The following is a 13,747-nucleotide window of genomic DNA, read 5'->3' as shown; positions in this document are numbered from 1 at the left end:
ATAGTTTTTTGATAAAATATTTGTAACATATATAAATACAGACTATTCTAATGTCAAATAATGACTTTTTATCAGGATTAAATGATCCACAAAAAAAAGCAGTACTACTAGATAATCGTAATTCTTTAATACTAGCAGGGGCAGGTAGTGGTAAAACTAAAGTCCTAACTTCACGAATTGCACACTTGTGTCGTGATAAAGGAATTTCAGTTGAGAATATACTAGCTGTGACATTCACCAATAAAGCTGCTAAAGAAATTCAACAAAGAGTAGAAAATATGCTTGGAATATCTACATTTGGTATGTGGATAGGAACTTTTCATGGTATTGCTCATAGGCTTCTGCGTAAGCATGCTCATGAACTGGGTTTGGACAAAAACTTTAGAATTCTCGATCAAGATGAGCAAGCACAACTAATCAAAAAAGTTATTAAAAGCTTAGATCTTGATGATAAGAAATATCCACCCAAACTTCTGCAAAACTTTATCAATAAACAAAAAGATAAAGCTATTCGTAGTAATAAACTTGCTCAGCAATATGATGTCAATTATTCTCATATTTATACAGCTTATGAGGAGCGACTACAGCTAGATAATGCTTTAGATTTTGCGGATTTACTTTTGTATTTGTATGAGCTTTTTTCGCTTAATGAGCAGCTTAGAAAATACTATCAGAGGTTGTTCAAATATGTCTTGATAGATGAATTTCAGGATACTAACCAAGTTCAATATATGTGGCTGAAGCTTCTTATCACGGATAATAATTATATGATGGCGGTTGGTGATGATGATCAGTCAATCTATGGTTGGCGTGGCGCGGTAGTTGATAATATTCATAGCTATGTAGAAGATGTAAATGCTGTCGAGATTATCAAGTTAGAGCAAAACTATCGTTCGACAAAAAATATCCTTAAAGCTGCAAATTCAGTTATTAAAAATAATGATAATAGAATGTCAAAAGAGCTTTGGTCAGCTGAAGAAGAGGGCGAAAAAGTAGAAGTATATTGTGCAGTTAATGAGCGTGATGAAGCTAAATATATCATTGAAAAAATCCGTAACTTACATTCGCAAGGTGTTAACTATAGTGATGTTGCGATATTGTATCGCTCTAACTATCTATCTCGTGTACTAGAAGAAAGTTGTATCTACGGTAGTATTCCATATCGTATTTACGGTGGCTTTAAGTTCTTTGATCGAGCGGAGGTTAAGGATGCTCTTGCATATCTAAGATTGGCTGTTACAAATAATGATAATCTTGCATTTGAAAGAATTATAAATACGCCAACTCGTGGTATTGGTAATAAAACTTTAGATATTATTCGTAATTTTTCGCAGATAAATAGTATTTCATATTGGCAGGCAACTATCGAAGTAATTCAAAAAGAACTAGTTACTAAGAGAACTGCTGGATTGCTTCTTAAATTTATAGAGCTTATTAATGGTATAGCTTTTCAGATAAGTGAGCTAAGCTTGGATAAACTATTAGAAATAGTCATAAATGAAAGTGGACTTTTAGCATCTTATGAAGAAAAGGATACTGAAAAAGATCGCCAAAAAATTGATAACTTAAAAGAACTTATAAGTGCGGCAAAAGATTTTGAGCCACAAATTGAACTACTTGATGATAATACAGATATTCTACAAGATTTCTTATCTTTTGCAGTGTTAGAGGCTGGAGATATGCAAGCAGATGAGACTGTAGATAGTGTCCAACTTATGACTGTTCATGCTTCAAAGGGGCTTGAGTTTAAATATGTGTTTATCGTTGCTGTAGAAGAAGGAGTTTTTCCTCCTAGTTCAATTATTAATGCAGAAGAGGCTTATGATAGTACGCACTCAAAGAAAATCCAAGAGAAGTTAGCGGAAGAGCGAAGATTATTTTATGTGGCGATAACCAGAGCAATGAAGGCACTAACTATCAGCTATGCTCAAGTAAGAAATATCTTTGGTCGCAGTAGTTTTCAGGTAAGGTCACGTTTTCTGACAGAGATAGGTTCTGAGCATATTAATGAAGGCAAAGCTCAAACATCTTCGCCAGCTAGACAAAAGGTAAAACAAAAGTCAAACTTTGGTGTGTCTGCTTTTGATTTTCTTAAATCAAATGACTCTAAAGGAAATAAGTTCAAAGCTGGAGATAAAGTCTTCCATAAAGTTTTTGGGAAGGGTGTATTTGTAAAAGCCCAAGCTCAAGGATCGAAAGAGTTTTACACTGTTAACTTCGGATCTGATGTTGGTCAGAAAATCTTATTAGCTGATATTGCTAACCTTGTTAAAATTTAGTTTTCAGTAAGCTTTTTTGCCATACTTCTCATAATTACATAAGCAAATATTAGTACAATAATAAACGCTATAGTTATGCTCGTGCTAGCTTGAATACCAAAATGATCTCCGCTATCTATAGATAATCCAGCACCAAGTTGCCCAAGTTCAATAACTAAAGTTATAAGCATATTCGTGATAGCTATACCTACAGCTGCAAATTTTGCTGGACAAATTTTGTTGAAGTAATACCATACTAAAACTTGAGATGCAGAGAAAACCCCAAACAAAAATGCTAGCATTAAAGCAGAACTTTTCATATATTGGCTACATATTAGTATTGAAACTAACATAATTCCTATTATTGATATTGAGATGATTTTTCTTCCGTCAATTTTATTACATAAGTGAGTCATAATTGGAGAGAAAATAATCCAACCAATAAATATCGCTGTAATCATAGTTGTTGAGAATATGGTGTCAAATCCATAAGACTCTTTGAAAAATAGTACACCGTACTGAGATGTTAAGACTACGGTAGGAGTATATAAAAGTCCTGCCCAAATCGCATTTTTCCAAATAAGAGAGTTTTTGAGAATCTCCTTGCTTCGTTTGATAATTTCGCTAAATTTAGGCATTAAGTTTGAGGATTCTGTGTCACTAGGAATTATTAGTTGAAATAATATTGCTAATGGAATTGCGGCAATTCCAGAGTAAATAAATATATTTATCCAAGATGTATCGTAGTGAGAGATTATTACACTAATGTTCTGTGAAAATGCAGCTGCAAGAGTCCCTAAAGATATTACTAAGCTGGTTATAATGGGGAAGTATTTAGTTTCAAAATTTTCTAAGGTAAGTTTTAGTACTCCAATAAAGGCAAATGATGAGCCTAGACCAACAAGTAATCTACCAAATAAAGCTAATTCATATCCTCCTAATATAAATACAATATTACCAATACCACAAAGTAGAGTAGCCCCAATAAGGACTTTTTTACTTCCATATCTATCAAGAAGCATTCCAGCGGGTATTTGCATTAGAAGATATGTAATATTGTAGCTAGATACTAGAAATGAAAAGCTAATATGTGTTGTTAAATTAAAATGTTCAACAATTTGTTCTTGATAAGCACCAGTTAGTATTCTCAGAAAGAATTCATAACAATAAAAACTAACTCCTAAAAAAAGAATTAGTAGCAACTTAACCTTTTGCATCTCAAACGTGGTGAAGTAAATATATAAATTATAATTTAGTACTTAATGTATTAATTGTCTAATTAAATTTTTTTAATATCACTATGATTTGTTAAGTTATGATAATATAAATATAGTTATGAAAGGAGAAGTTTATGGCTAGAAAGCTACTATTTTTAGTGTTGTCAGTGTGCTTTTTTAGTGCTTACTCAGATAACACGCTTAATACAAATACAGGCAAATACTATGTTACTGCGAATAACTTCTTTTATCGTCCAAGTTCAGAGCGTGGTAATGAAGTTATGGATAGGCAGAATGCTTCTGAATTTTTAGATAAAACATCAGCTACAGCACTTAACATCACTGATTCTCTTGTTTTTGATTCGTATACAAGTTCGACAAGCTTAATTGCTCAAGGGTCTCGAGGAGATGTTAAGAACACAAAATTTTATACTCATGAAGCAAAACTGATTAAAAAAATTTGGAATGATAAATTAGAGCTATATGGTGGAAGTGTTTTGGGAGCAAATCCATATCAATTAAATAACATGGGCTCAGCTTATGATTCAGGATCTAGAATTGCAGCTTTCGCTAGTGGGAGAACAGGAGCTAAATACAATGTTTCTGATAACTTTGGTTTATTAGTTGAAGGGCAATATAATCTCACAGGGGAGATGGCTGATAATACGGATATGCTTACAGGATTTAATGGTGCGCAATATCGTAATACAAAAGTTCTTAAAACTGGTTTTGAATGGAATTTTGGTTAGGTTGATATTATGGATGCTATTGTAATTGTTGATCCATTTAGTTCATGTGACTATATCTATGAAAAGCTTAAGCAAACAGGTCTGTATATACTTACTCTTATATATAATGATAAGTATGTGAATCTTGAGAAAATATTATCATATGATTATGATAGCTTTGTATATATTGATAGTTTTGACTCAGCTTATCAGGTAGTCGTAGGTTTTAAAAATTCTAAAAAAGCAAATATTAGATATATTCTAAATGGTAGTGATGATAGTAGCCATATTGCGGAAGGCTTACTTAAAGAGTTTTTGCCAGAATATCAGAACGGTGAACAAGCAAGTTTAAGAGATCATAAGTTTGAGATGCTTGAATACTTGAAGACAAAAAATCTATCTAAGCAAAATCAGCTTATACTGACTAAATATAATTACTTGTCACAGCTTAAGAAGATTAAGTACTTTAATTTTCCTATTATTGTTAAACCATATTTGTATGGATCTAGTAGTGCAGGAGTTCATTTATATACTAGAATTGAAGATATAGAAGAAGATATTTTTGATCAGCGACACTATATTTCTGGCAAAAAGTTTGAAGCTTATATTGCTCAAGAATTTCTGCAAGGCGATGAATATGTGGTTGATACAGTTTCATTTAAAGGAAAGCATATTGTCACAGCAATATTTAAATATGATAAATCTTTTTTTAACTCAGGAGATGCTTATTTTTCAGGAGTTTCTATAGTTGATCCTTATGATCCTGTATGTGATGTGATAAAACAAAAAATATTTAAAGTTTTTGATGTATTAGAAATCTCAACAGGAGTTAATCACACAGAACTTGTTGTGAATAAAGATAAAGAAGTAGAGCTAATTGAAATTAATCCTCGGTTATCTGGAGGGAGTGGATCGTTACTTCTAATGTCCAGTGTTTACTCTGGTTATGGCTGTGATCAGTATACTGTTTTGTTCAATATGCTTGGTATATCTATAGGAAACAAGTCTTTAGCTAAATATAATTTTTGTAAATCATTTTATCTTTATAGTCATAACTTTTCAGATGAGGAGTTTAAAGTTTTATTCTTGAGGTTGGTTTCGACTTTTAAATATTTATCATTTGATAGGCAGCAAACTAAATTAGTTTCACCGTCAAAAAAATTTCACGATGTTAGAAAAATAGTTGTGGTTGCAGACAATGAGCTAGAGAAGGTGAATCATGATGTTAAACTATTAGCTCATTTGGAAGAAGGTTAATATACTTTTTTGCTAAAGTTATTTGTATTTACATATAAGGCTTTTTAGCCCATAATTTCACACATCAATTACCTTTTAGTCTTTTATTTATGCAAAAAGTTACCAAGGCAGGTTTCACAATTTGGTTTTTATGTGCATTTTTTTATGCACTTGAGTTTATTATTCGAGCTTCTGGTAATTCTTTATATGATAGTTTTTCAGCAACACCATATAATTTAAGTTCAACAGAAATAGGTGTATTTAGTTCAGCTTTTTATTGGGCATATGTAGCATCTCAGTTACCAGCAGGTATTCTGGTTGATAAATTTGGTGTTAAAAGAATTATGCTTGTAAGTACATTTATGTTTTCAATAGGTGTATTTATTGCAACTCAAGCAACATCTCAGCAATATTTGATCCTATATAGAATACTTGCTGGTGTTGGTGGAGGATTTGCATTCTTATGTGCCTTAAAATCAATAGCGATATGGCTTCCAAAGAGATCTTTTCCACTTTTTACAGGAGCTACTCAAATGCTTATGTATGGAGCGGGAACTCTTACAGGATTGCCATTAGTTATCTTGGCAGATCGTTTTAGTATTCCTGTGATTATGTCAGTAATATTGATATTTTCAATATTACTTTTTATTGCGGTTATTTTCTTTATCCCATTTAAAGAGCCTCATAATCAAAAAGATACAGATGAACTAGCAGATACTCATACTAAAATTGAAGATATTCCTATCGTTTTTAAGATTAAACAAATTCTATTAAATGGTTTTTTCTGTTTTACAATTTATGGTACAACAGCTCTTTTTGCAGATTTGTGGAGTTATAGGTTTTTAAGTCTAGATGGATATGCTGATCAGTATGCTGGACTTGCTTCATCAATGATATTTATTGGTATTGCAATATTTAGTCCTATTTGGGGAGTTGTCGCTACTGTTCTGAATAAGCAAAAAGCATTGCTTACTATAGCTTCTATATTTGGATTATTTATTGTTACAGCAATTGTATATCTACATCTTAATCCTATCTTGATGTGTGCTTTATGTGTTTTATGGGGAGGGATGCAAGCTGTTCATGTACTTAATTTTACAATTTTACGTACTCATATCAGTCCAATGTATATCGCTACAGGTATTGCTATGGTTAACCTTTTTATACCTTTGAGTGGGGCTGTTTTGCAACCTTTTGTAGGTTTTATGGTTTCATTACTAACTGATCAGGGGTTGCAACAGTTAGAAGCATTTAAATACGCATTATTTATTTTGCCAATATTAATGCTATTATCAATTATATTGTCTCTTTTTATTAAAGAGAAAAAAGCTTAAAATAGTTTTTAAGGAATATGTTTTTATCAACATTTTATTGATATAGGGATTTTATTATGTCAAAAGAATTTATTCTAGCGGTAGATCAAGGTACTACTAGTTCGCGAGCAATTATTTTTGATAAGAAGGGTGATATAAAAAAGATTGCACAGCATGAGTTTACTCAAATATATCCAAAAAGTGGTTGGGTAGAGCATGACCCTATGGAGATTTGGGCATCACAAAGTAGTATAGTAAGAGAAGCATTAGAGTATGCTAGAGTTTCTCCACGTGATATTGCTGCAATAGGCATTACTAACCAAAGGGAAACTACAGTTGTTTGGGATAAGAATACAGGGCAACCAGTTTATAACGCTATAGTTTGGCAATGCCGTAGAACATCTTATATATGTGATGAAATTAACAAAGATAAAGAGTTTGCGGAGTATATCCGTAAAAACACAGGTCTTTTAGTTGATGCATATTTTTCTGCAACAAAAATTAAGTGGATTTTAGATAATGTTGATGGAGCTAGAGAGAAGGCGGAAAATGGAGATTTACTTTTTGGAACTATTGACACTTGGTTAATATGGAACATGACAAAAGGTGAGGTTCACGCAACAGATTTTTCAAATGCCTCTAGAACAATGTTGTTTAATATCAATACGTTAGAGTGGGATAAGAAAATACTAGAGTATTTAAATATTCCAGCGTCAATGCTACCAGAAGTTAGATCTTCAAGTGGAGATTTTGGATATACACATGAGAGTACATTAGGTGGTGCAAGAATTCCTATAGCAGGTGTTGCAGGTGACCAGCAGTCTGCATTGTTTGGGCATTGTTGTTTTGAAGAAGGTATGGCGAAGAATACTTATGGTACAGGATGTTTTGCTCTAATGAATGTTGGGAATAAACCAGTATTCTCTGATGCAGGGCTTCTTACAACTATTGCATGGGCAGAGAATGGTAAACCAACTTATGCTCTTGAGGGTAGTGTATTTATCGCAGGCGCTGTTATCCAATGGATTAGAGATGGTTTGGGGCTTATCCGTTCAGCAGAGGATAGTGAGTATTATGCGACAAAGATTGATTCAACTGATGGTGTATATTTAGTACCAGCATTTGTTGGTCTTGGTACACCATACTGGGATATGTATGCTAGAGGTACTATTGTTGGTATTACTCGTGATACTAAGCGTGAGCATATTATCAGAGCTTCTCTTGAGGCTATAGCATATCAGGCAAAAGATGTTTTAGATTGTATGAAAGAGGATACAGGTCTTGATTTGGCTGGCCTTCGTGTCGACGGGGGAGCTGTGCAAAACAATTTCTTAATGCAGTTCCAGTCTGATATTTTACAGTCAGAAATTTCTAAGCCTAAGATTAATGAGATTACTGGTTTAGGAGCTGTTTTCTTAGCTGGCTTGGCTGTAGGTTTCTGGAAAGATAAAGAAGAGTTAAAAGCTATCCTTGCAACTGAAAAAACTTTTAAGCCTCAAAAAGATCCTAAAGTAGTTGCACATGATTACAAGGGTTGGAAAAAGGCGGTTGAAAGAAGTAAAGCTTGGGCTGAGTAGATAGTATAATAAAAGTTTCGTTGCTTACTGCGTAAGCTGTAACGACATGCTTTTTACATGGCAAAAAAAGTATGCAAAACTGCCTGGCACTACGCTATCGCATTTTAAGCCAATGAGAAAATAGAAAACTCGTCCAATTATATTGAACTCAGACAGTTCTATTTTCAACTCATTGGCTTTAGTAAATGCTAATCGCTAATGTGCGACTAATACTATAATTGGTGGGTCTGTAGAGAACGTACTAATGTGCGACTCATTAATATAAAAACAAAAGTTTAACTGAGGTTATAAGATATCCCTTCAGGTCATTGAGCGGAGTCGAAATGTGAAGGGTAAATTGTAAAGCAAAACGGTGTAGTTTTAAAAAAAGAATTTTAAAAAAATGAAAAACGAATACGACATAATAATAATAGGTGGTGGTGCAACAGGGTTTGGTTGTGCTGTGGAGGCAGTTTCTAGAAGTTACAAAACTTTACTTTTAGAAGCTTATGATTTTGGTAAAGGTACATCTTCAAAATCTACCAAGTTAATTCATGGTGGTTTGAGATACCTTGAGAATTTTGATTTTGCTTTAGTGAAAGAGGGACTTGAGGAGAGATTTTCATTCTTACACAATGCTCCACATCTAACTCATAAGCAATCATATTTGATTCCAACGCGTAGTTATTTTGAAACTATCAAATACACAATAGGTGTTAAGCTATATGAGTTTTTATCAGGTAAGTACAAAATTGGCAAAAGCTACAATCTTAATAAAGAGCAGACATTGGCAGAGCTACCAAATATCGATGACTCAAAACTTAAGAAAAGTCTAGTTTATTACGATGGGCAATTTGATGATACTAGATTATTAATTTCTTTAATGAAAACTTTTGAAGCAAAGGGTGGTACAGCTCTTAACTATCATAAGGTTGAGAAAGTATTTAGCTCTACAGATTCAAAATTAGATACTATAAAAGTAGTTGATACTTTATCAGGAGAGCAAAAAGAATTTACAGCCAAACATATTGTTAATGCTACAGGTACTTTTACAGATAAAACTATAGATATTGCAAACCAGCAAGACTCTCATAAGTATGTATCTGTTGCTCAAGGTACTCATATTGTTTTTGATAGAGAAAAATTTCCAACGGAGCATGCAATCTTAATTCCAGAAACAGAAGATGGTCGAGTGCTATTTATCTTGCCTTGGCATAATCATCTAATTGTTGGTACAACTGATATTAAAAAAGAAGCTCCAAGCATTGAGCCAAAAGCTGATAAAACTGAGATTGATTTTATACTGGAAACTTTTAACCAGTATGCAAAAGAAAAAGCTACTGTAGCGGATATTAAGTCAGTGTATTGTGGACAGAGACCTTTGGTCTCTCCAAAAAATGCTAAAAACACATCTAAAATCTCGCGTAAGCATGAAATTGTTGAATCAAAAGATGGCTTAATAACAGTTGTTGGTGGTAAATGGACAATTTTTAGAAGAATGGGACAAGATGTTTTAGATTTTATAGAAACTAAAAAGATTGCGCAAAAAATTTCAAAAACTTCTGATGAGTTGCTTGTTGATGCCGTTAATCCAAAAGATGCTTATCCATTAAAGGTTTATGGTAAAAATGCAGAAGATATCAAAGCAATTCAGGCAGAGCTTGATAATTTTGAGTTGTTGCATAATGATTTACCATATTATCAAGCCGAAGTTGTTTATCATGTCAGAGCAGAAAAAGCTCAAACTGTAGAGGATGTACTAGCTCGTCGAACTAGAGCAGCCTTTTTAGATATCAAAGCGAGTATTGATGCTGCTCCAGTTGTTGCTAGACTTATGGCAAAAGAGCTTGGCAAAGATGAGGCTTGGCAAAATCAGCAGGTTGATAGTTTTATCGAGGTTTCTAAAAACTTTAATGTTGACGAATTGTATATCTAGGGACTGTTTATGTTAGAAGCATGTATCGCTGAATTTATTGGCACAATGATTTTGATACTACTTGGTAACGGTGTTGTTGCTGGTGTTGTTTTAAATAAAACAAAATCTCACAATGGTGGTTGGATTGTTATTACATTTGCTTGGGGATTGGCGGTATTCTTAGGTGTGCTTGTTGCTGGACCTATTAGTGGAGCGCATCTAAACCCTGCAGTTACCTTAGCACTTGCAATTGCAGGCAAATTTTCATGGACTTGGGTTGTGCCTTTTGTTGTATCTCAAATCTTAGGGGCTATGGCTGGACAGCTTCTAGTATGGACTATGTATTATCCTCATTACTCAGCTACTGATAATACTGATTTGAAGCTTGCTACTCATTGCACATCACCAGCTATAAAACATTTACCTTCAAACTTTGCTAGTGAAGTTATCGGTACATTTGTACTTATTATAGCAATATTAACTATGCATGGTGTCGTAGTTCAACCGAACGACCCTAGTATGGTAACAGCTTATCCTGTTGATATGGGTGCTTTGGGGGGTATTCCTGTTGCATTTGTAGTTATAGCTATTGGTTTATCATTAGGTGGTACAACTGGTTATGCAATAAATCCTGCCAGAGATTTTGGCCCAAGATTGTTTCATGCTATTATGCCAATACAGGGGAAAGGCTCTTCTGAGTGGAGTTATGCATGGGTGCCAATAGTTGGTCCTGTGGTTGGGAGTATTTTAGCGACAGTGTTATATTTGTTCTTAAAAGCAAATGGAGTTTTTTAATATTAAATGTGTGAGTTAAATTTTATTCCTGTTTTAGCAGATGACTTATTAAGGCTTGTTATATCATTTTTGCTATTGATGTGTTGTATAATCTTAAGTTTTATCTTTGCACAAAGAAAGCCTTGGAATATTCATTTCTGGATGTGTTTTGCATTATTCTTATTTTGTCTAGGTGGCTATGGTTATGTTGTTCATCATATATATTTGGCGAATACATTTTCTTATGATGGTTTTATCTCTGGAGCTTCTTTTATAACTGTTTGTGGACTTCTATTTACAAAGCATAAATATACTACATTTACAGATAAGGTGTTTAGTGAAAAAGCACCTATATTGTTTGCAACTTTTTTTGTATTTGCATTTATTTATATAGTTACTTTAAAAAGTGACTTTGGGTGTATTAGATCTTATTATGATCTGTTTAGTGAGATTCTACAAATTGTGGTTTATCCGCTTTTATTGTTGTTTGCTATATGTACTTTTTTATATCGTTTTTCTATCTGTATCTCGGTATTTGCTATAAGTATGGCATTATTTATCATAGAAAATATTGTTTTTATAACACATGCATGGTTTGCAAAAATTAGACATGAAATTTTTGTTGAAGAGGTTGCATGTGCTAGTATATGTATTGTATTTGGTTGTATAGCTATATTTGTGTTAACTAGGGCAAAAAGAATTTATAAGGAGAGTAAAGATAATGTTTGAACAGGTAAATAATAGTGGGTCATTTATAATGAACCTTTTCATTGCGATTGTAATTCTAGTGGTTGGTTTTTATGCGTCAAAGCACCTTAAAGCTTTTATTTATAATGTTCTTAAAGAATATGATAAAACAGTATCGCAATTTTTAGCAAGTTTGGCTAATACTGTATTTTTGGTTTTAGTAGTTGTTATTGCCTTGGCTAAGCTGGGTGTGCCTATATCTCCAATCACAGGTGTTTTGACAGGTATTGTTTTTGGTATCTCTATGTCGCTTAAATCATCTTATAATATTGTTGCTTCTGGTATTATGCTAGCATTTAGCAAGCCTTTTGAAGTTGGGGGAAAAGTTGATCTTGGTGGTGTTACTGGTACAGTTAAATCTATAGGTTTTTTGTATACTAAGCTTGATAATGAAAATGGTGATGAGATTGTAATTTCGAATGCGTTGATTATGTCTAGAGTTATAACGAGGTTTTCTCAAGCAGATAAGTAATGCAAAAAAATATTCTATCTTCAAGTAAGTCTTTATATCTTCCAAATGGACAAAAGATACTTCTTAATGATCAACAGCTAGAATCAGTTTCTTTAATAAAGAAATTTTTAAAAGGCAAGGAAAGGTATTTCTTATTATCTGGCTTTGCAGGTACTGGTAAGACAACCGTTGTTAAAAAAATCCTTGATGAGTATTCAAAAAAATCAATAGTATCGGCCCCAACACGTAAAGCGAATGTAGTTATTTCACAATCTACGGCGACACAAGGGTATACCATTCACTCATTATTAGGGTTGCAACCCGATATAAATCTTGAAGATTTTAATCCTAATGATCCAGTATTTGGGCAAATCAAAAAAGCTACAATCCAAAACTATAGCCTTGTTGTAATAGATGAAGCAAGTATGATTAATGAAGCTCTCTTTGAATTGATTGACTCTGAGATAAATAAATCCTTAGCAACAAAAGTGCTATTTTTGGGTGATAAAGCACAAATACCTCCAGTTGGTGGACAAGAAAGCCCAATTTTTGAGCTTGACAATAGATATGAGTTAACCACTCTAATGCGTCAATCTGATGATAATCCTCTTGCTACTCTTAGCCAAGAGCTCCGTGAAGTAACTCAAGAGTTGCCGAAATTTTTACTAGATAGAAAGTCATTGTTAAATAATTCAGATGATGGTTTGGTTTTTGTATCTGCAAATGAAGATTTTCGCGAGCATCTAAAAAAAGTCTTTAGCTCTTCTTACGCAAAAACAGACCCTAATTATGCAAAATTAATTGCGTGGCGTAATAGAACTGTAATGCAATCAAACAGAATTATTAGGGGTTTGGTTTTTGGTGAAGATGCAAACTTAGTTGAGAAAGGTGATGTTTTAACAGGTTATCGCGCGATTAAGGGTAATTCAAAAGAATCTTTTCTGATAAATAACTGTATGGATTATAAGGTTGTTGGTGTATCAGCTAGGCAGAAAAATATTAATGGGCTTTATGGTTTTACAGTTAAGATCTTAGAGAAATCAAAAATTTATAAAGGCTTTGAGGAGAAAAATATCTTTGTGATAGATGCTCGTGATAAAGAAAACCTTCAAGACTATGCTGAAATACATGATAAGCTGTTAGCAGTAGCTAGAGCAGATAGACAGTGGAGCATCTATTATGAATTTCGTAAAAATAATTTATTGATGACAGATATTGATATAAATCGTGATGGAAGTTATAAGGCTAAAGAAAATGTTATTAAAAAAGATTTAGATTATGGTTTTGCTGTAACAGCACATAAAGCTCAAGGTTCAACTTATAGAAAAGTTTTTGTTTTATTAAAAGATATTATCCTTAATAAAAATATAGTAGAAAGAAACCAAATATTGTATGTAGCAATGACAAGAGCACAAAAACAATCAATAGTTTTGTAAAAAACATGTTTGTAGTGTTTACATTTTGCATCAAGCGTAGTAAGATACACACTAGTTTTTTGTAGAAAATGATTCTTGCAAAAAAACACCCCGATAATTAAGCATAAAAAGCTTGA

The 13,747-nt window shown here is 33.0% G+C and carries 11 protein-coding genes; 10 read left to right on the top strand and 1 reads right to left on the bottom strand.

Annotated elements, in window-relative coordinates:
• Positions 1–50: 50 nt before the first annotated feature.
• On the top strand, positions 51–2,279 hold the full coding sequence (locus QI37_RS05240; protein WP_040009183.1) for a UvrD-helicase domain-containing protein: 2,229 nt from the start codon (positions 51–53) through the stop codon (positions 2,277–2,279).
• On the opposite strand, the gene QI37_RS05235 is transcribed toward QI37_RS05240, so the two are convergent.
• Positions 2,276–3,475, bottom strand: a complete 1,200-nt coding sequence (locus QI37_RS05235) for an MFS transporter (RefSeq protein WP_040009181.1) — start codon at positions 3,473–3,475, stop codon at positions 2,276–2,278. The genes QI37_RS05240 and QI37_RS05235 overlap by 4 nt on opposite strands.
• Positions 3,476–3,609: 134 nt before the next feature.
• Here QI37_RS05235 and QI37_RS05230 point away from each other — a divergent pair, with 134 nt between their 5' ends.
• The 9 genes from QI37_RS05230 to QI37_RS05190 all read left to right on the top strand — a co-directional run bounded on the left by QI37_RS05230 (position 3,610) and on the right by QI37_RS05190 (position 13,631).
• Complete coding sequence (locus QI37_RS05230; protein WP_040009178.1) at positions 3,610–4,224, top strand: hypothetical protein; 615 nt, start codon at positions 3,610–3,612, stop codon at positions 4,222–4,224.
• A gap of 9 nt (positions 4,225–4,233) precedes the next feature.
• A complete protein-coding gene (locus QI37_RS05225) occupies positions 4,234–5,460 on the top strand; it encodes an ATP-grasp domain-containing protein (RefSeq protein ID WP_040009175.1) in 1,227 nt (408 codons plus the stop codon).
• Between the two features lie 89 nt (positions 5,461–5,549).
• Positions 5,550–6,773 (top strand): MFS transporter, encoded by a 1,224-nt coding sequence (locus QI37_RS05220; RefSeq protein WP_040009172.1) that lies wholly within the window; start codon positions 5,550–5,552, stop codon positions 6,771–6,773.
• Between the two features lie 56 nt (positions 6,774–6,829).
• The gene (glpK, locus tag QI37_RS05215; RefSeq protein WP_040009170.1) at positions 6,830–8,329 is read left to right on the top strand and encodes a glycerol kinase GlpK; all 1,500 of its coding nucleotides are present in this window, start codon (positions 6,830–6,832) and stop codon (positions 8,327–8,329) included.
• Between the two features lie 382 nt (positions 8,330–8,711).
• On the top strand, positions 8,712–10,244 hold the full coding sequence (locus QI37_RS05210; protein ID WP_040009168.1) for a glycerol-3-phosphate dehydrogenase/oxidase: 1,533 nt from the start codon (positions 8,712–8,714) through the stop codon (positions 10,242–10,244).
• Between the two features lie 9 nt (positions 10,245–10,253).
• A complete protein-coding gene (locus tag QI37_RS05205; protein ID WP_040009166.1) occupies positions 10,254–11,018 on the top strand; it encodes an MIP/aquaporin family protein in 765 nt (254 codons plus the stop codon).
• 6 nt (positions 11,019–11,024) lie between these two features.
• The gene (locus QI37_RS05200) at positions 11,025–11,726 is read left to right on the top strand and encodes a hypothetical protein (RefSeq protein WP_040009164.1); all 702 of its coding nucleotides are present in this window, start codon (positions 11,025–11,027) and stop codon (positions 11,724–11,726) included.
• Positions 11,719–12,216 (top strand): mechanosensitive ion channel domain-containing protein, encoded by a 498-nt coding sequence (locus QI37_RS05195; protein WP_040009161.1) that lies wholly within the window; start codon positions 11,719–11,721, stop codon positions 12,214–12,216. Before QI37_RS05200 ends, QI37_RS05195 begins: the two co-directional genes overlap by 8 nt.
• The gene (locus tag QI37_RS05190) at positions 12,216–13,631 is read left to right on the top strand and encodes an ATP-dependent DNA helicase (protein ID WP_040009158.1); all 1,416 of its coding nucleotides are present in this window, start codon (positions 12,216–12,218) and stop codon (positions 13,629–13,631) included. Before QI37_RS05195 ends, QI37_RS05190 begins: the two co-directional genes overlap by 1 nt.
• The last annotated feature ends 116 nt before the right edge of the window (positions 13,632–13,747 follow it).

Source organism: Candidatus Francisella endociliophora, assembly GCF_000764555.1.
In the GTDB taxonomy this organism is placed as follows: Bacteria; Pseudomonadota; Gammaproteobacteria; order Francisellales; family Francisellaceae; genus Francisella; species Francisella endociliophora.
Note: the sequence above shows the minus strand (reverse complement) of the source record. Positions and strands in the feature narration are given on the sequence as shown.

Bases quoted from the DNA above. Each gene is read 5' to 3' on its own strand.
- QI37_RS05240 (WP_040009183.1), top strand. From the start codon at position 51: ATGTCAAATAATGACTTTTTATCAGGATTAAATGATCCACAAAAAAAA.
- QI37_RS05235 (WP_040009181.1), bottom strand. From the start codon at position 3,475: ATGCAAAAGGTTAAGTTGCTACTAATTCTTTTTTTAGGAGTTAGTTTT.
- QI37_RS05230 (WP_040009178.1), top strand. From the start codon at position 3,610: ATGGCTAGAAAGCTACTATTTTTAGTGTTGTCAGTGTGCTTTTTTAGT.
- QI37_RS05225 (WP_040009175.1), top strand. From the start codon at position 4,234: ATGGATGCTATTGTAATTGTTGATCCATTTAGTTCATGTGACTATATC.
- QI37_RS05220 (WP_040009172.1), top strand. From the start codon at position 5,550: ATGCAAAAAGTTACCAAGGCAGGTTTCACAATTTGGTTTTTATGTGCA.
- glpK (WP_040009170.1), top strand. From the start codon at position 6,830: ATGTCAAAAGAATTTATTCTAGCGGTAGATCAAGGTACTACTAGTTCG.
- QI37_RS05210 (WP_040009168.1), top strand. From the start codon at position 8,712: ATGAAAAACGAATACGACATAATAATAATAGGTGGTGGTGCAACAGGG.
- QI37_RS05205 (WP_040009166.1), top strand. From the start codon at position 10,254: ATGTTAGAAGCATGTATCGCTGAATTTATTGGCACAATGATTTTGATA.
- QI37_RS05200 (WP_040009164.1), top strand. From the start codon at position 11,025: ATGTGTGAGTTAAATTTTATTCCTGTTTTAGCAGATGACTTATTAAGG.
- QI37_RS05195 (WP_040009161.1), top strand. From the start codon at position 11,719: ATGTTTGAACAGGTAAATAATAGTGGGTCATTTATAATGAACCTTTTC.
- QI37_RS05190 (WP_040009158.1), top strand. From the start codon at position 12,216: ATGCAAAAAAATATTCTATCTTCAAGTAAGTCTTTATATCTTCCAAAT.